Consider the following 24,185-nt stretch of genomic DNA (forward strand, 5'->3'; position numbering starts at 1 on the left):
AAGCAAGGCAGGAGAGCCTTAGGCCTCGTCCGTTTCGGAAAGGTCCGACGCGGCCGATTGGGCAACAGCTTCCTCAGCGCGTTTGCGCTCGACGAATCGGGCGGCGTAGATGGAAATTTCGTAGAGAAGGATGGTCGGCAGCGCAAGACCGATCTGGGAAAGCGGATCGGGCGGCGTCAGGACGGCTGCAACGACGAAGGCGATGACGATCGCGAACTTGCGCTTCTCGCGGAGCCAGTCGCTCGACAGGATCCCCACCCGCGCCAGCAACGTCGTGACCACCGGCAGCTGGAAGACCAGCCCGAAGGACAGCACGAGCGTCATGATCAGGCTGAGATATTCCGAAACCCGCGGCAGCAGCGAAATCGCCATCTCGCCCTCTTCCGGCGCCTGCTGCATGGCCAGGAAGAACCACATGACCATCGGCGTGAAGAAGAAGTAGACGAGTGCCGCCCCCAGAAGGAAGAGTACCGGCGACGCGATCAGGAACGGCAGGAAGGCGGCCCGCTCGTTCTTGTAGAGGCCGGGGGCGACGAACTTGTAGACCTGCGAGGCGATCACCGGAAAGGCGATGACCAGGGCGCCGAACATGGCGACCTTCACCTGGGTGAAGAAGAATTCCTGCGGCGCCGTATAGATCAGCTCCGACTTGCTGACATCCATGTCGGCCCAGATCACCGCCCACTTGTAGGGCACGACCAGGAAGTTGAAGAGATCCTTGGCGAAGAAGAAGCAGACGATGAAGGCGAGAAAGAAGGCGCCGAGGGACCAGATCAGCCGTTTGCGGAGTTCGATCAGATGCTCCAGGAGCGGCTGCGGCTTGTCGTCGATGTCACCGCTCATGCTTCATCCTTCGGCGTCTCGGCCTGCTTTGCGGGGCGCTTGCGCGGCGCCGGCTTGGGTTGAGCGGGCTCAGCCACCGCGGTTGCGGCAGCGCGCGTACGCTTCGGCTTGGCGGCCTTCGCGGGCTCGGGCTCGGAAACGGATGCGGCCGGCTTTGAAGACTTGCGCGCCGCCTTGGCCGGCTCTGCGTCGGCCGTCGCCGGAGACGGGGCGACAGGCATGGATGGCGGCGTCGACGGCAGGGTCATGGCAGGCGCAGGCACCGAGACGGGCGCAGGCTGCTCGGCCGGGATCACGCCCTCCACGGTCTTCTGCGCCTCGACATCCGGCTTGGCGACCTGCGGGGCGTCTCCGGCGGACGCTTGTGCCGGCTTGTCGACGCGCGTCGCCTTTTCGATATCGGTGCGGATCTCGTTGCCCATCTGGCGCAGCGGATTGATCGCATCGCGCAATGCGTTCGACGGGTTGAGCTTCTGCACGTCCGCGATCGTCTTGCGGACGTCATCCATCTCCGTCTCGCGCAAGGCTTCATCAAACTGCGAGCGGAATTCACCAGCCATCTTGCGCAGGTTGGAGGTCATCTTGCCGAATGCACGCAGCATCGGCGGCAGATCCTTCGGACCTACGACGACGATCAGAATGATGCCAACGACGAGCAGCTCGGTCCAGCCGATATCAAGCATTCAACAAGGCTCCTGCGGTCCAGACCATGTGCTCAGGTCCGCGTGTTTTCCTTGGTGTCTTCCGGCTTGTGATCGACGGTCTTGGCATGATCCGGAGTGTCGTCTTCGCTGATGCCCTTCTTGAAGCTCTTGATGCCCTTGGCGACGTCGCCCATCAGTTCCGGGATCTTGCCGCGGCCAAACAGGACGAGGACGATGACCAGAACGATCAGCCAATGCCAAACACTGAAGGAACCCATAACTCAACTCCTAATTTCGGATGCGTTGGATGTATGATGTTTAGCCGTCTTTTTCAAACACCAAAATGTCCTGCGGCTGAACCGTCACGGTGACATCTGCGAGAGCGGTCGGCAGCAGGTCGGCGCGGACGCGGGCACGCAGCGGTTCCTCGCGGCCAGGCACGGCCAGTTCCAGAAGTTCGATCACGCCAAGGAAGCGTCTGGAGCGGATTCGCGCCTCGATTTCGCCGCCCTGCGGCATGACGCGCACGTCCGAAAGCCGCACGGCGATCGAGACCGCGGTACCCTCTGCAAACTGCGGTGCCGCAACCCTGCCGACCGGCGTATCGACCGCGCCGTCGCGGACCCTGCCGTCGAACTGATTGATCTCCGAGAAGAAGGCGGCGGCAAAGAGATCCTTCGGCTGCCGATAGAGCAGATCCGACGTGCCGACCTGCACCAGCCGACCATCGCGCAGCAGGGCAATGCGATCCGCCATCCGCATCGCCTCCTCGGCGTCATGGGTCACGACGATCGCAGTGGCCCGGCTTTCGCGCAGGATCTGCAGCGTATCGGCGCGCACCGTATCCTTGAGCCGGGAATCGAGGCCGGAAAACGGTTCGTCCATGAGAAGGACGCCCGGCCGTGGCGCCAATGCCCGCGCCAGTGCCACGCGCTGCTGCTCGCCCCCCGAGAGAGCATGCGGATACTGTGCGGCATAATGAGCCAGCCCGACGCGTTCCAGGGCCGCCTGCGCCGCGGCGACGGCCTCGCGCTTCGGCAAAGCCGTCAGCCCGAATCTCACGTTGTCGAGCACGCTCATGTGCGGGAAGAGCGCGAAGTCCTGGAACATCAGTCCGATTCCGCGCTTCTCCGGCGGGAGGAATACGGAAGGGCCGGCGGCCTCGCGTCCGTCGATGACCACCCTGCCCTGCGCCTGCACCTCGATGCCCGCCGCGATCCTCAGGAGCGTCGTCTTGCCCGAGCCCGAGGGTCCGAGCAGGCAGAGCACCTCGCCCGGCTCGGCCGTCAGCGAAATGCCGCGGATCGTCTGCTTACCGTGGTAGCTGTGATGGATGTCTTCGAACGTCAACCGCGACGCGAAGGACACGCCGGTCGTCGTCCGCGTCCTTTCGCTCGGTTGTGCTGATGGAAGCGTCATGACTTGCTCGATGCTGGGGCTAGTGCCTTGGGCCTTGTCCCGCCCGCGAAAAGATGACGTCATTCCTCCTCTTCACCGCCCGGTGTCAAGAGCCCCAGTTCCTCGAGGTCCATCTGGGTGATGGGATCCTCGTCATCCTGCAACTCGTCGCCCATGCCCGGAAGCGGAACCTGGAAATTCGGCGGGATGCGCCCGGACAGGAGGCCTGCACCCTTCAGTTCCTCCAGACCCGGTAGATCGCGCAGTTCCTCCAGGCCGAAGTGGTCGAGGAAATCCGGCGTCGTGCCGAGCGTGACGGGACGGCCGGGCGTCCTGCGCCTGCCGCGGAAGCGGACCCATCCTGCCTCCATCAGCACGTCCAGCGTGCCCCGGGACGTCTGGACGCCGCGGATATCCTCGATCTCGGCGCGTGTCACCGGCTGGTGATAGGCGATGATGGCGAGCACTTCGAGCGCGGCGCGCGACAGTTTGCGGACATCGTTGTCATCCTTTCGGATCACGAACGACAGGTCGGCGGCGGTGCGGAAGGCCCAACGGTCTGCGCTGCGGATGAGGTTGACGCCGCGGGAGGCATAGAAAGACGAGAGGCTCTCCATCACCGCGGGGATGTCCACGCCGAGCGGCAGTCGTTCCGCCAGAAAGTCTTCCGAGACGGGTTCGGCGGACGCAAAGACCAGCGCCTCCGCGATACGCTCGGCCTCCGCGAGCGAGAAGCTCTGGGGAGAAGACGTGTCCTCCGTCTGCTCGTCCGGGTTATGCTCAGAAGGTGTCAACGACCGTCTCCCGGTCCGGCAGGCCCTGCTGGCCGTTGCGCAAGTAGATGGGCTGGAACGCCCCCTCCTGGCGGATCTCGATCTTGCCCTCGCGGACAAGCTCCAGGGATGCGGCAAAGGCGCTGGCGGTGGCCGTGACCCGGTCCGCCGGCGGCAGATATTCCAGAAGATAGCGCTGCAGCGCCGTCCAGTCGGTCACCTCGCCCAGCATGCGCGTCAGCAGCTCGCGGGCATCCGACAGCGACCAGACCTTGCGCCTCTCGATAGTCACCTGGGTGACGGCCTGGCGCTGGCGAAGGTTGGCGTAGGCGGACAGGAGGTCGTAGAGGCTCGCGTCGTAGACCGAGCGGACGCGGTGCGGGATGTGTTCCGGAGCGCCGCGGGCAAAGACGTCGCGGCCGAGGCGGTTGCGGTTGATGATGCGGGTTGCCGCCTCGCGCATCGCCTCGAGCCGCTTCAGCCGGAAGGCGAGCGCTGCCGCCATTTCCTCGCCGGAGGGGCCATCGTCGCCCTTCGCCTGCTGGGGGATGAGCAGTTTCGACTTCAGGAAGGCGAGCCATGCGGCCATGACGAGATAGTCGGCTGCCAGTTCGAGGCGAACGCGGCGGGCGCTGTCGACAAACAGCAGATATTGTTCGGCCAGCGCAAGGACGGAAATCCTGGCTAGATCGACCTTCTGCGACCTGGCCAGATGCAGCAGCAGGTCCAGCGGCCCCTCGAAGCCGCCGACGTCGATCATCAGCGCCGGCTCGTCCGCTGCCCGCTCCGGACCCTCCTGCCAGAGCTTGTCCATCGGAATGGCGCCTGGTGCGATGTTCATTGCCATTCCCACCTCATGCATCAGGTCAGGAGCTGTAGAGAAGCCCCCAGAATTCCTGGCGAAGCGCCGTTTCATCGGAGCCATCGCCGGGGCCGAAGGCTGCCTCTACCTGCCGGGCGCGCCGCAGGGCCTCGGCCTGCAGCGGACGCGCCTCCGCGACCACGGCCTTCATTTCCTCCATCACGCCGTTGCAATGCAAGATGATATCGCATCCGCCCCCAGCTATTCGCCGAGCCCGCTCGCCGATCGTCCCTTTCAGCGCGTTCATCGAGGTGTCGTCGGACATCAAGAGGCCGTCGAAGCCGATGTATCCGCGGATGATCTCCTCGATCACCCTGGGAGAGGTCGTCGCCGGCTGATCGGGATCGATCGCGGTGAAGACGATATGGGCGCTCATCGCCATCAACTCGTCCTTCAACGCCCTGAACGGCAGGAAGTCGTGGGCCTCGAGTTCGGCGCGGCTGGCGGCCACCACCGGCAGATCGTGATGGGAGTCGGCCATGCCGCGGCCATGGCCGGGAATATGCTTCATCACCGGCAGAACGCCGCCGGAAGTCAGGCCGTCCGCCGCCGCCTTACCCATGTCCGATACCGTCACCGGATCGAAGCCGTAGGCGCGGTCGCCGATGACATTGCTCGCACCCTCCACCGGGACGTCGAGCACCGGCAGGCAATCGACATTGATCCCGAGCTTCAGGAGGTCGAAGGCGTGCAGGCGCGACATCAGCCATGCAGCCCGCAACCCCATCTCGCGATCCTGTCGATAAAGCGCGCCGAGTGCCGCAGCGGACGGATATTTCTCGACGAGCGGCGGGCGGATGCGCTGAACGCGACCGCCCTCCTGGTCGATCAGCACCGGGGCATCGGGCCGACCGACGGTGTCGCGCATGGCCGCCGCCAGATCTGCGATCTGGGACGGCTCCTGGATGTTTCGGGCAAAGAGGATGAACCCCCACGGCCGCTCGTTGCGGTAGAGGGCAATCTCGTCGGCGGAAAGAACGGGGCCGCCCGCCCCCAGGATCAGTGCTTTTGATTCGGTCATACGGCGATGATAGGCGCCACGGCGGAAATTGCGAATGCCGGCAGGGATCGACCCAAACGAAAACGGGGCCTTCCGGCCCCGTTCGATTGGTCATGTCCCTGGCGGCTATTTGGCGACGAGGCAGCTTCCGCCAGCGGCACGATAGCTTTCGCAGAGCTGCACCGCTTCGGCCTTGCTGCCGGCCGGGATGCGGACGCGGTAGAAGGTGCCCTTCCCGGCGATCTCGGCCGCGCGGATGTCGACACCGCGACCGCCGATAACGGAGGCAAACTTCGAAGAGAGGTTCCGGTAGGACTTCTCCGCGTCTGCGGCACTCGGCAGCGAGGCGATCTGGATGGCGTAACCGCCTGGCGAAAGAGCCGCCACCTGGGTCTGCTGCGGAGCAGCCGGTGGTGCGGCAGTCGTCGTCGGCACTGTGGCCGTGCTGACGGCGCCCTCATCGGCGACAGCCGCCGCGACGTTTGCCGGCTGGCGCGTGGGCCGTGCGGTTGGAATCGGAGCCGCAATCGACGGCTGATCCGCAACCGGGGTCTCCAGCTCGAGGCCGGCCATGTCGGCGGATGCATCCGCAGACACCGGCACGATGCCCGACGCCTGCCCCTGCTCCGACGCATCGGACCCAGCGATCGGGGCATCAGGAATGGAGGCGATCTCGACGTTCTTGACCGAAGCTGCCGCGACCTTCTGGGTCTCGACCGGGATCGACGCCTGTACCGTCGGCTCGACCGGGGCAGCGACTTCCTGCTCCACGAGTGTCCCGTCAGGGCGCACGATCATCGTCTTGACCCGGCGCGGCATGACCGACACGGACTGGGACGCTTCCGGCGGCAGGTCTGCCTGCTGCGCGTCAGGCGTGAGGCGATCCTCGCGATACGGAGAATCGGAGGCACTGGCCAGCTCGGCGGTGCTTTCCCCTTCCAGCGGCAGCTGGTCGGTCATCAGCGTCTTCTGCACGACGTCCACCGGCTCCTCGCTGGCGGAAATCAAGGCTTCCTGCATGGGCGCCGCAGGCACGTCGCCCGCGACACGGTCGTAGACAGCCTTGTCCTGGTTCGGGACAGTCTTCCCGCCGGGATTGGCCGGGAGGACCTTCACCGGGCTGGTGTCGGCCGCGATCACGATCGGCTCGCCATTGGCGGCGATCGAGCTGCTGTCTCCGCCAAACAGCGCATAGGCGACCGATCCGCCGGCAATAACGACGCCGGCAATGGCCAGCGGCATCGCAAAGGCGGCCATCGAGCGGCGCGGGCTTTCGGCAAGCGCGCCGTCGGAGCGGGCAGAGAGCCTTTCCGCGTTCGACTGGGCTGGCAGCGGATTGGTCAGGCTGCGGCGAAAGTCCTGTTCCAGGGCGCGCTCGAAGTCGTCGAGATCAAGATAGCCGGACGGAGCCGCAGACTGCGGCACCGGCTCCGCAGGAGCGGTCTCGATGGGTTCGGCTGCCTCGGCGGCATCTGCGGCGACCGGCTGCAGCAGGGATGCAAGCTCGGCATCGATGTCGAAGTCGTAGTCGTTGCGGTAGACCGGTGCGGGCTCCTGCTCCGCGGCCTGAAGGTCGGGAACATTCAGGTCGAATACAGGCTCGGGCTGCTCTTCCGTCTCGGAGATCAGTCCCGGATCGAAAGCCAGGCTCGGAGCGGTCTCAGCCGTGAAGGCGGGCACCAGAGGCTCTGCCATCGGCGTCGGCGGCTGCGGGATGGAAGTCGGCGGGGTCAATGCGCTTGCATAGGGTGCCGGTGCGGGCGCCGCGGCAACAGCGGACGGCGTCGGAACGACCCGTGCCACCGGTGACCAGGATGCGGTGAAGCGCTGCGGCTGAACCGGTGCGGATACGGCTGCAGGTGCCGCGGCCGGCTTCGGCTCTTCGAAGGCGTGCAGGTCCTCGTCCGACAGGATGTCCGTCAGGTCAAGTTCGAGATCGTCGAGCGCCAGCTCGAAATCTTCATCGAGCATCGGATCGACGGCCGCCGGCTGCACCAGGGCTTGCGCCGGCTGGGCAGGCTTGCGCTGCAGGCTTTCACTGAAAGCGTCGTCGCGGAAATCGAACGGCATATCCCAGCGCGGCTCCGAAATCATCGGGCCGGAGGGTTTGGCGTGTGCGTAAACTCCGTCTGCCGTGTCGCCGGCGAGAACATCGAAATCAGGCAATTCGTCCAAATCGGCCGTGGTTTCGGTCGAGCGAACATGATCATCGGGAGCGGCTACCGGCTCTGGCGCCACAGAGACGTCATCAATCGACGGCACCGGCTCGAATGCCGCCATCGAAGGCTGAGGTTCGCCAAATGATGGCTCCTGCCGGATGTCGCCGGACGCACCGAGGACGGGTTCGATGCGAGAAACGGCGTCTGCGGGCGAAGACACCGCGCGTGCCGGCTCCCTCACCGGGTTGAAGTTCGCCAGCGGCATGCGAAAGCCGGGGGTATAGATCGGCTTGCGCGCCGCAGAAAGCTGCGCTTCCTGGACAGGCGCCAATGCATCCGAGGCACCGATGGACAGTTCGACTTCATCGGAGAGATCGAAGGTCGGTTCGGCTGTGTCTTGTTCCGGGACAATCTCTGCGGGGAGCACGGCCTCATCTGCCGCAACAGCGTCGGCAGCAAGGGTGTCAACCGGCGCAGCAATGGCCTGCGAGGTCGCGTCGCTCCAGACGGCTTCATCCGGCGCATGGACCGGCTCCGGCTGAACGTCGTCGACCTGCAGGTCGGCCTCGCCCGACGCAAGGAAGAAATCCTGATCGTCTGGTGCGATATCGAAGGAGGTCTCCGCGTCGAGTGCGGGTGCGGCGTCGACGGTAGGTTCTACGGCAGGCGACGGCTGGTCGTCGAAGGACGGCTGCTCCACGAAGACCGGTTCGGCGGGGACCTCGGACGGCTGTTCTGCCACGTCCTGGAACTGGTCCGGCGCATCGAAGGCCTCGGGCGGAGAAACCGCGTCGGTAGCGGCAACGGAGGACTGGTGCGGACGCGGCGCCTCGTAACGCTCGAATTCCCTCAGGAGTTCGTCTTCAAGATTGAAGGCAGGCTCGCGGCGATCCGCGACGGGTGGCTTGGGGACCAGACGCTCGTCATAACCGACAATCCGGGCAAGCTCTGCCAACGGGTCATCGTCAGCAAAGAAGTCCGGACCGTCATTCCGGTTACGCGCAAGGTTGTTGTCTGCCATTACCTCGTCCACCCACCTACATCTACTCAGGGCATTGCCAGCGCTTTGTGGGGAAATGGTGGCGCAACTACCGCATTTCATCCGGTGCGGCAGTGCCCGTAATGGACAATCCCGACTTCAAAACGGAGGCGACCGCGCGCACCAGCCCAAGTCTGGCAATGCTCAATTCTCGGTTCTTATCATTAACAAATCGTAATTCAGGCTGATCCTTGCCCTTATTCCAGTGAGCGTGGAAGAAGCTTGCCAGATCGTAGAGGTAAAATGCAAGTCTATGCGGCTCCTGCGACTGTGCCGCAGCCTCGACGACGCGGGGATATTCGGCCAGCTTTCCGATCAGCTGAATCTCGTTGTCGTCGACGATGTCCTTGGCCAATTCGGAAAGATCAAGGGAATCAATATCAACGTCCGGAAATGCCTCGCGGGCCTGGCGGAAGACCGACATGCAGCGGGCATGGGCATACTGCACGTAGAAGACCGGATTATCCTTCGATTGCTCGGTCACCTTGGCGAAATCGAAATCCAGAGGCTCCGAGCTCTTGCGGTAAAGCATCATGAAGCGGACCGAATCACGGCCCACTTCATCCACCACCTCGCGCAGGGTGACGAAATCGCCGGAGCGCTTCGACATCTTCACGGGTTCACCATTTCGATACAGCTTCACGAGCTGGCAGAGCAGCACCGTGAGCTTGACGCTGCCGTCCGAAATCGCCCGCGCCAGCGCCTCCAGGCGCTTGACGTAGCCGCCGTGATCGGCGCCGAGGACATAGATCATCTCGTCGTAGCCGCGGTCGAACTTGTCCTTGAAGTAGGCCACGTCGGCAGCGAAATAGGTGTAGCTTCCGTCCGACTTGATCAGCGGCCGGTCGATGTCGTCGCCGACCTCCGTGGACCGGAACAGGGTCTGCTCGCGATCCTCCCAGTCCTCCGGCACCTGCCCCTTCGGCGGCGGCAGCGAGCCACGGTAGACGTGCCCCTTGAACGTCAGGTCGTTGATGGCGGCGCGGATCCGCTGGGCGCCCTCCGCATGCAGCGTCCGTTCCGAGAAGAAGACGTCGTGGTGGACGTTCAGCGCCTCCAGATCCTCGCGGATCATCACCATCATCGCGTCGATGGCCCGGTCCTTGACGAGCGGCATCCAGTCGTCTTCGGGCATGTTGTGAAGCCGCACGCCGAATTCTTCGGCGAGCGCCTTGCCGACCGGCACGAGGTAATCGCCGGGATAAAGCCCCGCCGGGATCTCGCCGATGTTTTCGCCGAGCGCCTCGCGGTAGCGCAGGAAGACGGAACGGGCCAGGACGTCGATCTGGCTGCCGGCGTCGTTGATGTAGTATTCCTTCGTGACCTCGTAGCCGGCAAAACCCATCAGGTTGGCCAGGGCGTCACCGACGACCGCGCCGCGGCAATGGCCGACATGCATGGGACCAGTCGGATTTGCGGAGACATATTCGACGTTGGTCTTGCGCCCGGCGCCGACGGTCGAGCGGCCGTAATCGGTTCCCTGCCGGATGACTGCGGCCAACAGCCGCTGCCAGTACTCTTTGGACAGTCGGATGTTGATGAACCCGGGACCGGCGATGGACAGATCGACGACATCCGGGTCTTCCTTCAAGCGCGCAACTATCAACTCCGCCAGCGCGCGCGGATTTGTGCCGAGCGGCTTGGCGAGCACCATGGCGGCGTTGGTGGCGATATCGCCGTGGCTCGGATCTCGCGGGGGTTCGACGGCCACGCGGGCGAAATCGACCTCGCTGCGCTTCTCCTTGATCAGATCGATGGATTCGAGCGCATTTTCGATTCTCGTCTCGAAGTCGGCAAAGAGATTCATATCATCATTCCCGCGCCAGGCGGACCCTTGGAAAGCCGTTGTTGTTGGGGCGCTGCCTAACGCAAATCGGGAGTCCGGTCAAACAACTCGCCATGCGCACGAACCGCATAGGAATCGGTCATGCCGGCCAGATAGTCGCCCACATGACGGGCCCGCGCCGGCGGCGATAGCCCGGCCATGTGCTCCACCCAGTAGTGGCTGCGCATCAGCGATGGATCCGCCAGATAGGCGCCGAACAGATCCGTGACGATCTGGGCCGCACCAGTGCGGATGCGCATGATCTCCGGATGGCGGTAGATATGCGAAAACAGGAGCTTCTTGATCAACCGGTCCGTCTCGGCCATCTCCGGCGAAAACGTGGCGAGCACCCGACCGCAGCCGCGCACCTCCGAGACCGACCGCGGCTTCACCTCGCTCAGGCTCTGCTGCGCATAGCCGATGACGTCCTCGACCATGCGGGTGATCTGCCGACGCATCATCTCGTGGGTGAAGCGGCTGGGCTCCAGATGCGGATAGCGGTCACGGACCTCCTGCATCAGGCCGGCGAGAAACGGCACGTCCTCCAGCATGTCGAAGGTCAGGTAGCCGGCGCGCAGGCCGTCGTCGATGTCATGGGTGTTGTAGGCGATGTCGTCGGCGATCGCCGCCACCTGGGCCTCCAGGCTCGCAAAGCTTGCAAGCTCCAGATCGTAGAGCTGGCAGTAGTCGCGGATCGGCTGGGGCACCGGGCCGCGCGTTCCCTCGCCCTCCGGCGTCAGCAGCGGACCGTTGTGCTTCACGAGGCCCTCCAGCGTCTCCCAGGTGAGATTGAGCCCGTCGAAATCGGCATAGCGCCGCTCGAGCTTGGTGACGATGCGCAGAGACTGGGCATTGTGATCGAAGCCGCCATAGGGCTGCAGCACCTCATCGAGCGCGTCCTCGCCGGTGTGGCCAAAGGGCGTGTGGCCGAAATCGTGGACGAGAGCCACGCCCTCGGCCAGATCCTCGTCGAGCTTCAGCGCGCGGGCCAGCGCACGGGCGATCTGTGCAACCTCGATCGTATGGGTCAGGCGGGTGCGGAAATGGTCGCCGTCCGGACTGATGAAGACCTGCGTCTTGTGCTTCAGCCGCCGGAAGGCGGTGGCATGCACGATCCGGTCGCGGTCGCGCTGGAATTCGGAGCGGGTGAGGCTGCCGCCCTCCGGGAACAGGCGCCCGCGCGACGCCCAGGGATCTGTTGCGAAGGGCGCCTTGTCACCGCTGCCATAGCCCAGTGCCTGCCTATCAATCGTCATGCGTCCTGCCTGGCCTCTCTGCTTACGTCGCCCATTGACGTGCCATTTAAGGGTTCATACCTATAGTGCAATCCGGCGCCAGCCGAGACTACCAACCTTACCCGAGCCTTAAACTCGGCAGGAGACGACATGACGACACCCAATGTCACCCTTTCGGATGCCGCGGCAAAGCGCATTTCCCAGATCGTTGCAGGCGAAGCCGGCAAACAGGCGCTGCGCGTCTCGGTGGAAGGCGGCGGTTGCTCCGGCTTCTCCTACAAGTTCGACCTGGCCGAAACTCCGGATGCCGACGATGTGATCATCGCCAATGGCGATGCCAAGGTGCTGATCGACAGCCTGTCGCTCGTCTACATGGAAGGCTCCGAAATCGACTTCGTCGACAATCTGCTCGGCCAGTCGTTCCAGATCAAGAATCCCAATGCGGTTGCCAGCTGCGGCTGCGGCACAAGCTTCTCCGTCTGACGGCCTGCCGTCATATCGGGCTTTCAAAGCCCGCGGTGTTCGCTAAAAGGATGGCGACAACAGGAGCGGACAGCCGATGAAGATCGCCACATGGAACATCAACGGGGTGAAGGCGCGGATCGACAGCCTGCGCCAGTGGCTGAGCGATTCCGCGCCAGACATCGTCTGCCTGCAGGAGATCAAGTCAGTCGACGAGAACTTCCCGCGCCTGGAGATCGAAGCCCTGGGCTATCACGTCGAGACGCACGGCCAGAAGGGCTTCAACGGTGTGGCGCTGCTCTCGAAGATCCGGCCGGACGAGGTGATCCGTGGCCTGCCGGAAGGCGACGGCGACGATCAGTCCCGTTACATCGAGGGCGTCTACTCCGTTCGCGGCGGTGTCATCCGCGTCGCCTCCATCTATCTGCCGAACGGCAATCCGGCCGACGACCCGGTGAAATATCCCTACAAGCTGAAGTGGATGGAGCGCCTGCGCCAGCACGCCGCCAACTGCCTGCTGCTGGAAGAGCCGCTGATTCTCGCCGGCGACTACAACGTCATCCCCGAGCCGCACGACTGCTTCGACCCTGCCGTCTGGGCCGGCGATGCACTGTTCCTGCCGGAGACACGGGCCGCCTTCCGGCGCCTGGAGAGCCTGGGGCTGACGGAGGCCGTGCGGGCCACCAGCGACGCCACCAAGCTCTATACGTTCTGGGACTATCAGGCGGGCGCCTGGCAGAAGAACAACGGCATCCGCATCGATCACATGCTGCTGTCGCCGGAGGCGGCCGACAAGCTGCGCTCGACCACGATCGAAAAGCATGTGCGGGGCTGGGAGAAGCCGTCAGACCATGTGCCGGTGACGGCACTGTTCGACTTCGAGGCGGCCTGACCTCGTCAGGCCGCTATTCGACGGCGTGGCTGAATTCCTGCGAGAGGGCGACCGCGACGCGACGCTCCTCCTCGTTGGCCACCGAGAAGGCCTGCTCCTGAAGCTGCTGCATCCAGCCGCAGTCCTTGGGGCCGCAGCGGTCGAGTGCCGCCGTCAGGAATGCCAGTCCGCGGACCGTCTGCCCCTCCTGGAAGAGCACATCGCCGAAGACCGCCATGGCGCCGGCATGACCGCCCTTGCGGGCCTGGTTCAGCCATTTCTTGGCCTGATGGACGTTCTGCGCACCGCCCTCACCGGCCAGGATCATCTTGGCAAGCTGGAACTGCGCTTCGGAGACGCCGAAGGCCGAGGCGGCCTGGAAGTACAGCTGACGCGCCTGGGAGAGGTCACGCTTGACCGGGCTGCCGGCAATCCCGTCCCGATAATAGCCGGCCAGCGAAAGCAGCGCGTTGACGAAGAAGCCGGTGTCCTCCGAGCCCGGCTCGATGCCGGCCGCCGCAATCTCGTTGTAGATCTTGAAGGCCTCGAAATCGTCCTTCGCCACGCCGTCGCCATAGGCGTACATGTTGGCCAGAGCCCAGCGCGAGCCGGTGTGACCCTTCTCCGCCGCATAACGGTAGGCCTCGACGGCCTCTTCCTTCTGACCGTTCTTGTAGGCCTTGAAGCCGAACTTGAAGAGGTCAAACGGCCCGGATTCCCGCGTCACCCCCGAGTTGATGTCGAAGGCGGCGGCAGAGCCGGTCATGATCACGATGGAGGCCAATGACGCCCCCAGCAGCAATACTCTCATGGATCCCTTACCAGACATCGTTCACGCTCTTCCGGTCATCGGCTGGGGCACTCTGGACGGGTGCGCACCACAGCCATATCTCATCGGTCCGGAATTCGAAGGCCGGTCTCGAAGACTGCGCCAGACACTACAGGCGCTTTTCGGCGAGACTAGGACGTGGCGCATCTGCGGCCGTCTCCGGCCCGTAAATGGCCCCCGCATGTCGCCTACCGGCGCAACGCTTGGCTTTTGCTGTGAATTCCCGCCCATGATACTCCAACACAGGCGCGCCACCCCCGTGGCCCGCCTCTTTCGCCCCCATCGCTGCTCCCCGTTTGTGGCGGGAAATGGACAGATTTGCCCCTGCGAGATGCGCCGCCGACTCTGCCAGAGATGTGTTGCCAAATCGTCACAAGAAACTCGGCCACAGGAGAAGCAGTCGGGCATCCCTCCATAAAAAAAGCCCGGCACAGCGGCCGGGCCTTCACGTCTCGAATGTTCGAACGACTAGAACCGGACCTTCAGAGAGGTCGAGATGCCGGCCGCAAGGTCATCGTCGAACGTGTAGTTCGCACGCTGGCCATAGGTCTGGCCATCGATCACCACGGTGTTGGAGCTGCCCCCGGTCAGCAGGGCAAGAGCACCAGCGACCCGGAACTCGACGTTCTTCGTCGGGGCGTAGGCCGCGCCGACGCCCAGTGTCCAGGTGTCCGTCTGGGTTCCGAAGTCCTGCGACGTTCCACGGTCCCAGGTGACGCTGACGGCACCGCTCCACTGTTCGCTGAACTTGTGACCGACGCCACCGGATACGGTCCAGCCGTCACGGTAGCCGAGGTCGAGGGAAGTGACCCCACCAGGCTGGGCGCAACCGGCAAAGGATGCCAGATTATCGCAGTAGAACCGCACCTTCTGGAACTGGCTCCAGTCCGTCCACTTCACGGAGCCGAACGCCAACCAATCGGGGGCAATGCCGGACTGGACCTTCAACTCGATTACGTCAGGCATGTTCTGAGCGCCGTGCACACCAAATGCAGGTGTCCCGTTGACCTGTGACAGATCAAGCGTGCCGGTGATGTCGTCCAGTTTCACCTCGCTGTTATAAACGAGGCTAGCCCGGAAGGCGTACTCCGGAATCTCGTAGGCAACGCCAGCGCGCCAACCCCAGCCATCGCCCTCAAGATCCAGGCGGCCTACGCCGGAAAGGGCAAAGCCAGCGGGGAACTCCTGCACCAGCCGCTCCTGGAAACCGTATACTTCCTGATAGAACGTGCCACCGATCAGTCGAAGCTGTCCCGGGCCTGCGTCAAAACGGTAGGAGCAGGTGACCGCGTAGTTCCGGCTTTCAACCTTTGTCTCGATGTCTTCATTCGCACCAGCCCAGTTCCGGCCCTGATTCTTGTGGGCGCCCCATGGCTCGGAGTAATCGAACATACAGTCGGCAGCGTCGCCGATCGCGGCTTTCGCGCCAATCCGCGGGACCCAATAGCTCTCGCTGCCATCTGCGGAATTCGGCAAGTCGTTGAGATCGCCCCCCCCGGCAGTGCCAGCGCCGGTTGTCGTATCCACGTCCCGCACGTTCTTCAGCTCACGCTGCGGCGCAACGAATGTCACCGCAGACTCGGCTGCAAAGCGTCCCTCGTCGAACAGCAGGTCGATGTTGTAACCGCCGCGCTCAAGGCCTCCCGCCAGAGCCGTCGATGTCAGGGCGCAGCTTGCAGCAAGTGCCAGAATCCCTTTGGAAATAAGCGTCTTTTTCATTCTTCTCCCACCTCCCGGTATGTGATGGGCGCGAGTGTAGATGCAGTTAGGTAAATGACAACTTTCCGAAATTCGCCGCCTTACCCTGCGGGCTACGTCATATTTACGTAACCTTGGCTGGAACACCTGTTTTTCCGGGCTTCTCCGCAAAACTCTTCCTACTATCGCCACATATGGCGCAATTTCTGGAATTTCATTCTACGCAGCCTGCGCCCTGTGCCATTGTGGCAACATTGCGTCAAGCGATTGACCCATGCGGGAACCTATTGCATTCGCCGACGCCACACGACAACAAACGGCCCCGCAGCGCCGATCTGCGCTCCGGGGCCGCCAGATTCATAGAGGAAGCTCAGCCTGCTTCGGCGATTCTCTGCACCGCAGTCCTCAGGCTGTTCAACTGCACCTCGAGCTCCGCGTGGCGCTCTCGCTCGGCGGCAACCACCTCCGGATCGGCATTCTGGACGAATTTTTCGTTTGCGAGCTTCTTGCCGATGCGTTCCCGCTCCGCCTCGACCTTTCCGATCGCTTTCTCGATGCGCGCCCTTTCGGCCGAGAGGTCGATCAGATTCCCGAGCGGCAGGCAGGCGACCGCTTCGCCGACGACGACCTGGGCTGCCCCCTTCGGAGCCGCCGCGGCCATCTCGATGCTCTGCACGCGGGCCATCCGGCGGATGGCGGCATCGTGGCGCTTGAGGCGGGCCTCCGTGGTGTCACTGGCGCCCACGACGATGAGCGGCGCCACCGCCGACGGCGGGACGTTCATCTCTGCCCGGGCTGACCGCAGGCCGGAGACGAGATCCACCAGCCAGTTGATTTCCGCTGCGGCCGCGTCGTCGGTGAACTCGGGAGCCGGCCAGTCGGCATGGCATAGCAGCGTGTCGCGGCTTTCGGTGTGTGACCAGAGCTCCTCCGTCATGAACGGCATGAAGGGATGCAGCAGCTTGTAGATTTCTTCCAGAACATAGGCCGCGCAGGCCTGCGCCTCCGCCTTCGCCTTTTCGTCCTCGCCGGAAAAGATCGGCTTCAGGAGCTCCAGGTACCAGTCGCAGACCTGGTTCCAGACGAAACGGTAGAGCGAGCTCGCCGCGTCGTTGAAGCGCTGACCCTCGATCGCGTCGGTGACATCGCGGATGGTGCCGGCAAGCTCGGTGAGGATCCAGCGGTTAATGGTGAGCGTCGCCGTCTCCGGGATGAAATGCGGATCGCGCTTCACGCCGTTCATCTCGGCAAAACGCGTCGCGTTCCAGAGCTTCGTGCCGAAGTTGCGATAGCCGGCGATACGGGCGGGGTCGAGCTTCACGTCCCTGCCCTGCGCCGCCATGATGGCCAGCGTGAAGCGCAGCGCGTCGGCACCATATTCGTCGATCAGCTCCAGCGGATCGATGACGTTGCCCTTCGACTTCGACATCTTCTGGCCGTTCTTGTCGCGAACCAGCGCATGCACATAGACCGTGTGGAAGGGCTCGACCGGATTGCCGGCCTCGTCCTTCATGAAGTGCAGGCCCATCATCATCATCCGGGCGACCCAGAAGAAGATGATGTCGAAGCCGGTGACCAGCACGCTGGTCGGATAGTATTTCTCCAGCTCCTTCGTCTGCTGCGGCCAGCCGAGCGTCGAGAAGGGCCAGAGGGCCGACGAGAACCAGGTGTCGAGCACATCCTCGTCGCGCGTCAGGATCTCGCCCGGGCGGAAGTTCTCCAGCAGGTCCTCGACGTAGGCCTTCATCGGGCCTTCGTGGGCGATATAATGCTGGATGGCCGCGTGCAGCGCCTCTTCCTCGGTCTTCTCGACGAAGACCTGGCCGTCCGGGCCGTACCAGGCCGGGATCTGGTGGCCCCACCAGAGCTGGCGCGAGATGCACCAGGGCTGGATGTTCTCCATCCATTCGAAATAGGTCTTTTCCCAGTTCTTGGGCACGAAGTTCGTGCGCCCCTCGCGCACCGAGGCGATGGCCGGCTGGGCGAGCGTTTCGGCATCGACGAACCACTGGTCGGTCAGCATCGGCTCGATGACGACATTGGAGCGGTCCCCGAAGGGCTGCATGATCTTCTTGTTCTCGACATAGGGAATGTCGTTGCCCTCGTCGTCCTTGACGGTGACCGCCAGACCATCGGCATTGATCGCCTCGACGATCAGCTTGCGGGCGGCGTAGCGATCAAGACCGCGATACTCCTCCGGCACCAGGTTGATGTCGTCGACCTCGGCTTCCGAAGGCAGTCTGCCGGAGGTTGCAATCGCCTGCGCCTGTGCCGCGCAGGCGGCGTAGGGCTCGCCGTCCTGGCGCATCGACGCGGTGCCATCCATCAGGCGGTAGAGCGGAATGTTGTTGCGCTTGGCGACCTGATAGTCGTTGAAATCGTGGGCGCCGGTGATCTTGACGGCGCCGGAGCCGAAGGTCGGATCCGGGTATTCATCGGTGATGATCGGAATCAGCCGGCGATGCGCCTTCGGCCCGACCGGAATTTCGCAGAGCTTGCCGACAATCGAGGCGTAACGTTCGTCGGAGGGATGGACGGCGACCGCACCATCACCCAGCATCGTCTCCGGCCGCGTGGTGGCGATGGCGATGTAGTTGCGTTCCTCCTGGAGGATGACGTTGCCGTCGGCGTCCTTCTCGACGTAGGTATAGGTCTCGCCGCCCGCCAGCGGGTACTTGAAGTGCCACATGTGGCCGTCGGCTTCGCGGTTCTCGACCTCGATGTCGGAGATCGCCGTCTCGAACTGCGGATCCCAGTTGACGAGACGCTTGCCGCGATAGATGAGCCCTTGCTTGTAAAGCGTTACGAAGACTTCAAGAACGGCTTCCGACAGCCCCTCATCCATGGTGAAGCGTTCGCGCGACCAGTCGCAGGATGCGCCGAGGCGCTTCAGCTGGTTGAAGATCAGTCCTCCGGACTCTTCCTTCCACTCCCAGATCTTGTCGATGAAGGCCTCGCGGCCCATCTCGCGGCGACCCGGCAGCTGTCGCTCCGCCAGCTGCCGTTCGACCACCATCTGCGTCGCAATGCCGGCATGGTCCATGCCCGGCTGCCACAGCACGTCCTTGCCGCGCATGCGCTCGAAGCGCACCATGATGTCCTGCAGCGTGTTGTTGAGCGCATGGCCCATGTGCAGCGAGCCAGTGACATTCGGCGGCGGGATCACGATGGTGAAAGGCTCGGCGCCGGGCTTGGCATTGGCGCCGGCCCGAAATGCGTCGGCCTCGTCCCATGCAGCGGCGATTTTCGGCTCAACGGCGGCGGAATCATAGGTTTTTTCGAGCATTTTCCGACCAGATCTGGAGTTCTTGTTGTTGGTGTAAATAGGACTGGGAAATACGAGTCAATAAAAAAGCCGCCCCGTCACCGGAGCGGCCCCTGCTCGAAAATGACGCGGTGTCAGCGCCGCGGGCCGCGGGCGACGCGTTCGATTTCTTCCCGCACGAGGCGCTCGACGAGCGTCGGCAGATTGTCGTCCAGCCAGTCCTGCAGCATCGGCCGCAGCATCTCCTGCGCCAGATCCTCAAGCGAGCGGTTCTGAATGCCGTCGAAGGCCGCAGCAAGTTCTCCGAAGGAGCGCGACACCTGGGCACCGGCCTCTTCGGACATCAGGCTTGCGGCGGATTCGATCCTTGCCGGCAGGCTCTGCGGCTCGGAGCGTTCCGCAACGGCTGCAACCGGCGCCCGGACGGGCTCGGCAGGAGCGGTAACGGCCGGAGCCGGCTCTTCTTCCCGTACCGGCTGCTGCCTCGGCTCGGCGATCAGCCGCTCGGGCTGCGGGTAGGACACGACCTGCTCCGGCTGGCGGACGGCAGGACGGTCGGGAAAGGCGGCCACGGCCGGAGCCGGCATCGGGAACTGACCGGGACGGTTGTCGAAGGCACGGTCGGCACCGGCACGCACGCGGGCTGCGACATCGGCGAGCGACAACGAGCGCTCCGGCTCGGGTTCGCTGAAAGGCCTGCGCGCGGGTTCTGCATGGGCCGGCTGACCCGGATCGTTGGCAGCCACTTCCGCGGTCATGCCAAGCTCTTCCTCGTCGAAATCCTCTTCGGCATAGACCGGGGGAAGCGAACGCTGCAGGCTGTCCTCAGCCGGGGGCTCATTGCTCTCGATGATCCGGCGGATGGACGCCAGTATCTCTTCCATCGACGGTTCACGCGCTACATTTGGCTGAGCCATTTTCATCCCCGCAACTGACTGATCGATCGGTTCGCGTATCGGAACTCGAATCGCCTACAGTTTAGGGCACTGGCGTAGACGGAAACAATCGCAGTATTCACAAGACCTTGCCGGACCCACAGATTTGTTCGCGGGTGAGTCCCCGCAGTCACACCGCAACACGGGCGGCAGAGACCGGTTCTAGAACACGAAGCTTCTGGCGCGGCGGAAACCGGGCAGCGGCTTGACGCCGGCATTGAAGTGGCCGCTGTCGGAGACGCTGCCGCGCTCCTTGACCAGCCGCTTTGCCTGGGCAGCAGCGCCATAGCCGATGACGGACACCAGACGACCGCCGTCGCGCAGCTGCTCGACCAGGGCTTCCGGCACCTCTTCGATGGCGCCGTTCACGAAGATCAGGTCAAAGGGCGCCTCCGCAGGACAGCCCCGCTCCATTTCTCCCGGCACGACGGCGACGTTGTCGTAGCCGAGCGTGGACAGCTTTTCCATCGCCTGAGCGGCCAGCGCCTCGTCGGATTCGATCGAGACGACGGAGCCGGCAATCAGCGAGAGAAGTGCGGAAACATAGCCTGTGCCGCAGCCGATCTCGAGGACGACGTCGTCCTTGGTGATCTGCGCCAGCTGCAGGAGCTTGGCGAGCGGCGAGGCTTCCATCAGGTAGCGGCCCGGCGCGATCTCGATGTCGTCATCGATGTAGGCGAGCGGCTTCAGCTTTGCCGGAACGAATTCCTCGCGCGGAACCGCCAGGAAGGCCTCGAGCACCGAATAGGAGGTGACGTCGGTCGTGCGGATCTGGTTGTCGACCATCTTGGTGCGTGCGGCTTGGAAATCCATCATCTTGGCTGTCCCGGTTCGACCTGTCTGTGCCGTCTTTACTGGGCTGCCGCAACGCTTTCAAGTCGCAGGCGGGCTTCCTCTTCAAAAACCTTGAACCCGCCACAGCGCGACTTCGCGGCCACCCGGCCATGCCCCCTGCGGAAATCGACGGGACGTGCCCATCCCCTCTTGCGCCGCCTTTCGATTCGTTCTAAATGCCGCGCCACCACACGCTTTTATACCCCCGGACGGCCTCGTGGCGGAGTGGTGACGCAGAGGACTGCAAATCCGAACAGCATGTAGTGTTTTCAATGACCGCTCTGAACAAAGAGCCGTCAGACGCTGGTTTTGTCCGTTTTTCTGCCATTGATCTTGCTCAACAATTTCGTGCGTTCAGAATGAAACTCCAGTCGGTGTCGCGATCTGTCCTGCCCTTGCTGACGCTTCTAGTGGCATCCATGCTCCGTGTCCCCATGGCACTCTTCGTCTAGACACGCGCGTCGGGCGCCCTAAGTTCACCAGCAGCATTGATGGGAGGACGCATGCCCGGGCTCATTGAGAGTTTCTTCTTCGTCGCCTTTCAGGAGGATGATCATGGTCAGGCGGTTGCGACATCAGAGCCCACTCAGGTCCCATCAAAAGAAGATGCTCTCCGGCTGGCGAAAGAGCTAGAGCCGACGAGCATCGGCGTCGTCGCCTGGTCTCGACGCGCAGAGCCCGCCATTGGGGAGATCGGGCCGCCTGTAGTGATCTACACTGCTGGGAAGGTCGGAGATTTCGACTGATGTCCACTTCCCCGGACTTCATTGCAGAGCTGGTGCGGGCAGCGAACGAGGTGGAGAAGCTGAGCGTCTACGAGAAGGTGCGGCTGCTAGATCGAGCTATAACAACGATACGCGATATGCGCGAGCAGGTAGGTATTCCGCCCAGCGGGACAGCCACCGACGCCGTCGTCGGCCTGCAGACGACCCGTGTCGCGTTTGCACGTGGGAAGCGGACTGGTGATCACGTGAAAGCCGCCCTTCTCGATGCCGCCGACATGATCCGGACGCTGCACATCGTCCTGGATACGGAACGGACCTCGGGAACCTAGCAGAGCAGTTGGGGCTGATGCGTCCGGATTCCTCCGCAGGATGCGTAAAATGCTACGAGTTAATTTGAGGCAGACGCAATGCCTCTGTGGTTTGCTGGCTCCGGTATAGGAGCGACCCAATGATGATCGACACCCTGAAGTCAGCTGCAAACTACCTTCAGTCTCGCCATTTCTGGCGTGACACCGGAGGCAACTTCGGGATGATCACGGCACTGCTCCTTCCGGTCTTGATCGGCACCGGGGGTCTGGCACTGGATGTCGTCAGCGCTTTAGGGACAAAGAGTGAGATGGGAGCGATCGCAGACTCAGCTTCTCTGGCAGCTACATCAGCGTTAGCGGCAAAAAAGGCTAATGTCGCCGAAGCCAAACAGATCGCAATCAACTTCGCTGAAAGCCAGATAGGCAGCCTCGGTCTCTCACCTGATGATGTGGTGGTGGACGTACAGGTGACCACCCTGCCCTCCGCAAGCGGAACAACCAAATACCAAGTGGTAGTGAACATCTCGGGGAAGATGCCGACCACCCTGCTGCGGGCTATCGGGAAGGACTCAATGGACGTTGCCAACAGCAGTGTCTCAACCGGCGCGACTGGAACTCAGAATTCCTTGAGCATGTACTTGGTGCTGGACAGATCTGGCTCGATGGAAGCGAGCGTGGTGGGATCCGTTAATCCCGCCCACCGCAAATGCACGTACTTCTATCTGAATTCCGCTCAGACGCAGATGTACAGCAAGTCCGACCAGAGCCCATGCTACTACCAGCGCATTGAGGTGATGAAGATGGCCGTCAACGACCTCCTGACTACCCTTCAGAAAGCAGACCCGGAAAATCGTCTCGTTAGAACTGGCGCGGGAGGATTTAGCAGCGGCGCCTTTGACCCTTACCCTCTGAATTGGGGGGTGTCTGGAACCAACCAGCACGTACAGCAAATGCCTGCAGAAGGCGGCACCAGCTCCACCAAGGCGTTCAAGCTCGGGGTCGAAGCCCTTTTGGATCGGGACGAGGAGAATGCTCACGAGGCTAAGAGCGGCTTAACGCCTAAAAAATACATCGTGTTCATGACCGATGGGGAGAACAACAACCGTTCCGACAACAACAGCACGAACGCGCAATGCAACCGTGCCAAGGCGTCGCAGAAGGTCACAGTCTACACCGTGGGCTTCATGCTTTCTTCCGAAGTTGCGAAGGAGTTTCTTAAGAAGTGTGCCACCAGTTCAAAAACCTACTTCGACGCCACAGATGGCAAGTCTTTGAGCGCTGCCTTCGCTGCGATCGCAGAGGAAACCTCAGGAAAGCTACCCCTGCTGACGCACTAAGGCAGAGAGCGCGGCCGCGACACCCGGAACTGTGGACCTCCAGAGTTTCTAAAGCAGGATCTCCAGTCCGATCATATTGAACGAAGAAGCCACTTCTCCCTGACGGGCTTTTTCATGCTTAGAGCAGGAGCAATCGCGCAGCACCTCTGCGTTTGCTCAGGAACCTGCTAGGAATTACGGGATGCCGCCAATTGAGGTTTTGGTCGCATTCGCCGTCACGCGAGGCAGCGGTCTCGGGGTGTAGTACCAAAGAGGTAAGCGCCAATATTCGAATTACGTTGACGAAAATCTAAAAATATACTCGACTTTCATTACATTTCACGGACGCGGTAAGAGAGATGACCTTCTACACTACGTTGAAGTACGTCTACCGATCAATAGCCCCAAGCTGGCTCGGGGACATTCTGTTCGGGGGGAGAAGCGGGCTTTCGCGGGCAATACTCAAATATAAAACCAAAATGGAAGGCAGCGCTAGGCATGATGAAGTGTACGATGCCGTATACTTTAAGAAGTACTCGGCTGAGATGGAGCATTCGGCCATCGGTATGGTGTCGAGCATTGTTCGTCATCTCTCGCCGAGGACGGCAGTAGATATCGGATGCGGCTCGGGCGAAGTGCTGATCGAGCTTGTTAAGGCGGGGATTGAGGCGGAGGGTTTTGATTTGTCAGATGCGGCCCTTTCGGCGTGTCGTGCCAAAGGCCTACGGGTCGGAAAGTTCGATCTTGAGGACGAGCGACAGAAGTTCACCGTCATGGCGGATCTGGCTATCAGTACCGAAGTTGCGGAACACGTTCCAGAGAAGCTTGCTGATCGCTACGTGGATCTGTTGTGCTCAGTCGGGCAGAAGTTTGTTGTTATCACCGCCGCGCCTCCGGGGCAGGGTGGAACGGACCACGTCAACGAACAGCCTCCCGAGTACTGGATCGACAAGTTTGTTCGGCAAGGGGCCACGTTCTCGCCGTCGCTAACCAAGCTATTTCAGTCGGAATGGGCAGAGTTCGGCGTGGAAAATACCCGAGCTCGAAACGTGCTGGTGTTCGCCCGCTAACCACCTTGCCCCAACCTCGGGCGAAAAGGAGCCGGCTCGCGAAGTCGCAATGGGCCGAGACCGGACCAACCCGCCGTTCGCCTTCCGGAGGGCC

20 protein-coding genes and 1 pseudogene are annotated in these 24,185 nt (G+C 62.8%); 6 read left to right on the forward strand and 15 right to left on the reverse strand.

Annotated features, from left to right (window positions below):
* Window positions 1-18 precede the first annotated feature (18 nt).
* From tatC to EO99_RS0121185, 10 genes are all read right to left on the reverse strand, one after another.
* Window positions 19-843, reverse strand: coding sequence for a twin-arginine translocase subunit TatC (gene tatC, locus EO99_RS0121140; RefSeq protein WP_029620570.1), 825 nt, complete (start codon window positions 841-843; stop codon window positions 19-21).
* Window positions 840-1,526 (reverse strand): Sec-independent protein translocase protein TatB, encoded by a 687-nt coding sequence (tatB, locus tag EO99_RS0121145; RefSeq protein ID WP_029620571.1) that lies wholly within the window; start codon window positions 1,524-1,526, stop codon window positions 840-842. Before tatB ends, tatC begins: the two co-directional genes overlap by 4 nt.
* A gap of 32 nt (window positions 1,527-1,558) precedes the next feature.
* Window positions 1,559-1,765 (reverse strand): twin-arginine translocase TatA/TatE family subunit, encoded by a 207-nt coding sequence (locus EO99_RS0121150; RefSeq protein ID WP_029620572.1) that lies wholly within the window; start codon window positions 1,763-1,765, stop codon window positions 1,559-1,561.
* Between the two features lie 40 nt (window positions 1,766-1,805).
* Complete coding sequence (locus EO99_RS0121155; protein ID WP_029620573.1) at window positions 1,806-2,906, reverse strand: ABC transporter ATP-binding protein; 1,101 nt, start codon at window positions 2,904-2,906, stop codon at window positions 1,806-1,808.
* 59 nt (window positions 2,907-2,965) lie between these two features.
* The gene (scpB, locus tag EO99_RS0121160; protein ID WP_235776899.1) at window positions 2,966-3,595 is read right to left on the reverse strand and encodes an SMC-Scp complex subunit ScpB; all 630 of its coding nucleotides are present in this window, start codon (window positions 3,593-3,595) and stop codon (window positions 2,966-2,968) included.
* Between the two features lie 70 nt (window positions 3,596-3,665).
* On the reverse strand, window positions 3,666-4,505 hold the full coding sequence (locus EO99_RS0121165) for a segregation and condensation protein A (RefSeq protein ID WP_029620575.1): 840 nt from the start codon (window positions 4,503-4,505) through the stop codon (window positions 3,666-3,668).
* A gap of 19 nt (window positions 4,506-4,524) precedes the next feature.
* The gene (nagZ, locus tag EO99_RS0121170; RefSeq protein WP_029620576.1) at window positions 4,525-5,541 is read right to left on the reverse strand and encodes a beta-N-acetylhexosaminidase; all 1,017 of its coding nucleotides are present in this window, start codon (window positions 5,539-5,541) and stop codon (window positions 4,525-4,527) included.
* A 105-nt stretch (window positions 5,542-5,646) separates the two neighbouring features.
* Window positions 5,647-8,700: an SPOR domain-containing protein gene (locus tag EO99_RS0121175; protein WP_029620577.1), complete on the reverse strand. Its 3,054-nt coding sequence runs from the start codon at window positions 8,698-8,700 to the stop codon at window positions 5,647-5,649.
* A gap of 67 nt (window positions 8,701-8,767) precedes the next feature.
* Window positions 8,768-10,525 (reverse strand): arginine--tRNA ligase, encoded by a 1,758-nt coding sequence (gene argS / locus EO99_RS0121180; protein WP_029620578.1) that lies wholly within the window; start codon window positions 10,523-10,525, stop codon window positions 8,768-8,770.
* Between the two features lie 56 nt (window positions 10,526-10,581).
* A complete protein-coding gene (locus EO99_RS0121185; RefSeq protein ID WP_029620579.1) occupies window positions 10,582-11,799 on the reverse strand; it encodes a deoxyguanosinetriphosphate triphosphohydrolase in 1,218 nt (405 codons plus the stop codon).
* A gap of 129 nt (window positions 11,800-11,928) precedes the next feature.
* Between EO99_RS0121185 and erpA the strand changes: the two genes are divergently transcribed.
* Both erpA and xth read left to right on the forward strand, forming a co-directional pair.
* A complete protein-coding gene (gene erpA / locus EO99_RS0121190) occupies window positions 11,929-12,261 on the forward strand; it encodes an iron-sulfur cluster insertion protein ErpA (RefSeq protein ID WP_029620580.1) in 333 nt (110 codons plus the stop codon).
* A 76-nt stretch (window positions 12,262-12,337) separates the two neighbouring features.
* On the forward strand, window positions 12,338-13,132 hold the full coding sequence (gene xth, locus EO99_RS0121195) for an exodeoxyribonuclease III (RefSeq protein ID WP_029620581.1): 795 nt from the start codon (window positions 12,338-12,340) through the stop codon (window positions 13,130-13,132).
* 13 nt (window positions 13,133-13,145) lie between these two features.
* Here xth and exoR read toward each other — a convergent pair whose 3' ends face one another.
* The 5 genes and pseudogenes from exoR to EO99_RS0121220 form a co-directional block, all read right to left on the reverse strand.
* On the reverse strand, window positions 13,146-13,922 hold the full coding sequence (gene exoR, locus EO99_RS0121200; RefSeq protein ID WP_280949653.1) for an exopolysaccharide production regulator ExoR: 777 nt from the start codon (window positions 13,920-13,922) through the stop codon (window positions 13,146-13,148).
* Between the two features lie 486 nt (window positions 13,923-14,408).
* Window positions 14,409-15,659 carry an OmpP1/FadL family transporter gene (locus EO99_RS0121205; protein ID WP_029620583.1) on the reverse strand — a complete coding sequence of 417 codons (1,251 nt, stop codon included), beginning with the start codon at window positions 15,657-15,659 and terminating at the stop codon, window positions 14,409-14,411.
* A gap of 349 nt (window positions 15,660-16,008) precedes the next feature.
* Window positions 16,009-18,986: pseudogene (locus EO99_RS0121210) on the reverse strand (valine--tRNA ligase).
* A 51-nt stretch (window positions 18,987-19,037) separates the two neighbouring features.
* Entirely contained in the window at window positions 19,038-19,820 is a 783-nt protein-coding gene (locus EO99_RS0121215; RefSeq protein WP_029620585.1) for a PopZ family protein, read from the reverse strand.
* 180 nt (window positions 19,821-20,000) lie between these two features.
* Window positions 20,001-20,651, reverse strand: a complete 651-nt coding sequence (locus tag EO99_RS0121220) for a protein-L-isoaspartate O-methyltransferase family protein (protein WP_029620586.1) — start codon at window positions 20,649-20,651, stop codon at window positions 20,001-20,003.
* 524 nt (window positions 20,652-21,175) lie between these two features.
* On the opposite strand from EO99_RS0121220, the gene EO99_RS0121225 reads away from it, so the two are divergent.
* The 4 genes from EO99_RS0121225 to EO99_RS26445 all read left to right on the forward strand — a co-directional run bounded on the left by EO99_RS0121225 (window position 21,176) and on the right by EO99_RS26445 (window position 24,091).
* Window positions 21,176-21,418: a hypothetical protein gene (locus tag EO99_RS0121225; RefSeq protein ID WP_029620587.1), complete on the forward strand. Its 243-nt coding sequence runs from the start codon at window positions 21,176-21,178 to the stop codon at window positions 21,416-21,418.
* Window positions 21,418-21,726 carry a hypothetical protein gene (locus tag EO99_RS0121230; RefSeq protein WP_029620588.1) on the forward strand — a complete coding sequence of 103 codons (309 nt, stop codon included), beginning with the start codon at window positions 21,418-21,420 and terminating at the stop codon, window positions 21,724-21,726. The genes EO99_RS0121225 and EO99_RS0121230 overlap by 1 nt, the downstream gene beginning before the upstream one ends.
* A gap of 119 nt (window positions 21,727-21,845) precedes the next feature.
* Window positions 21,846-23,042, forward strand: a complete 1,197-nt coding sequence (locus tag EO99_RS0121235) for a vWA domain-containing protein (RefSeq protein ID WP_029620589.1) — start codon at window positions 21,846-21,848, stop codon at window positions 23,040-23,042.
* Window positions 23,043-23,380: 338 nt separating this feature from the next.
* Complete coding sequence (locus EO99_RS26445; RefSeq protein ID WP_051680008.1) at window positions 23,381-24,091, forward strand: class I SAM-dependent methyltransferase; 711 nt, start codon at window positions 23,381-23,383, stop codon at window positions 24,089-24,091.
* Window positions 24,092-24,185 lie beyond the last annotated feature (94 nt).

The sequence above is a fragment of the Pseudorhizobium marinum genome (assembly GCF_000705355.1).
GTDB lineage: Bacteria > Pseudomonadota > Alphaproteobacteria > Rhizobiales > Rhizobiaceae > Neorhizobium > Neorhizobium pelagicum.

Bases quoted from the DNA above. Each gene is read 5' to 3' on its own strand.
- EO99_RS0121150 (WP_029620572.1), bottom strand. From the start codon at position 1,765: ATGGGTTCCTTCAGTGTTTGGCATTGGCTGATCGTTCTGGTCATCGTC.
- EO99_RS0121205 (WP_029620583.1), bottom strand. From the start codon at position 15,659: ATGAAAAAGACGCTTATTTCCAAAGGGATTCTGGCACTTGCTGCAAGC.
- EO99_RS0121220 (WP_029620586.1), bottom strand. From the start codon at position 20,651: ATGGATTTCCAAGCCGCACGCACCAAGATGGTCGACAACCAGATCCGC.
- EO99_RS0121175 (WP_029620577.1), bottom strand. From the start codon at position 8,700: ATGGCAGACAACAACCTTGCGCGTAACCGGAATGACGGTCCGGACTTC.
- EO99_RS0121225 (WP_029620587.1), top strand. From the start codon at position 21,176: ATGCCCGGGCTCATTGAGAGTTTCTTCTTCGTCGCCTTTCAGGAGGAT.
- argS (WP_029620578.1), bottom strand. From the start codon at position 10,525: ATGAATCTCTTTGCCGACTTCGAGACGAGAATCGAAAATGCGCTCGAA.
- EO99_RS0121185 (WP_029620579.1), bottom strand. From the start codon at position 11,799: ATGACGATTGATAGGCAGGCACTGGGCTATGGCAGCGGTGACAAGGCG.
- nagZ (WP_029620576.1), bottom strand. From the start codon at position 5,541: ATGACCGAATCAAAAGCACTGATCCTGGGGGCGGGCGGCCCCGTTCTT.
- tatB (WP_029620571.1), bottom strand. From the start codon at position 1,526: ATGCTTGATATCGGCTGGACCGAGCTGCTCGTCGTTGGCATCATTCTG.
- EO99_RS0121215 (WP_029620585.1), bottom strand. From the start codon at position 19,820: ATGGCTCAGCCAAATGTAGCGCGTGAACCGTCGATGGAAGAGATACTG.
- EO99_RS0121230 (WP_029620588.1), top strand. From the start codon at position 21,418: ATGTCCACTTCCCCGGACTTCATTGCAGAGCTGGTGCGGGCAGCGAAC.
- EO99_RS26445 (WP_051680008.1), top strand. From the start codon at position 23,381: ATGACCTTCTACACTACGTTGAAGTACGTCTACCGATCAATAGCCCCA.
- tatC (WP_029620570.1), bottom strand. From the start codon at position 843: ATGAGCGGTGACATCGACGACAAGCCGCAGCCGCTCCTGGAGCATCTG.
- xth (WP_029620581.1), top strand. From the start codon at position 12,338: ATGAAGATCGCCACATGGAACATCAACGGGGTGAAGGCGCGGATCGAC.
- EO99_RS0121155 (WP_029620573.1), bottom strand. From the start codon at position 2,906: ATGACGCTTCCATCAGCACAACCGAGCGAAAGGACGCGGACGACGACC.
- erpA (WP_029620580.1), top strand. From the start codon at position 11,929: ATGACGACACCCAATGTCACCCTTTCGGATGCCGCGGCAAAGCGCATT.
- exoR (WP_280949653.1), bottom strand. From the start codon at position 13,922: ATGAGAGTATTGCTGCTGGGGGCGTCATTGGCCTCCATCGTGATCATG.
- EO99_RS0121235 (WP_029620589.1), top strand. From the start codon at position 21,846: ATGATGATCGACACCCTGAAGTCAGCTGCAAACTACCTTCAGTCTCGC.
- EO99_RS0121165 (WP_029620575.1), bottom strand. From the start codon at position 4,505: ATGGCAATGAACATCGCACCAGGCGCCATTCCGATGGACAAGCTCTGG.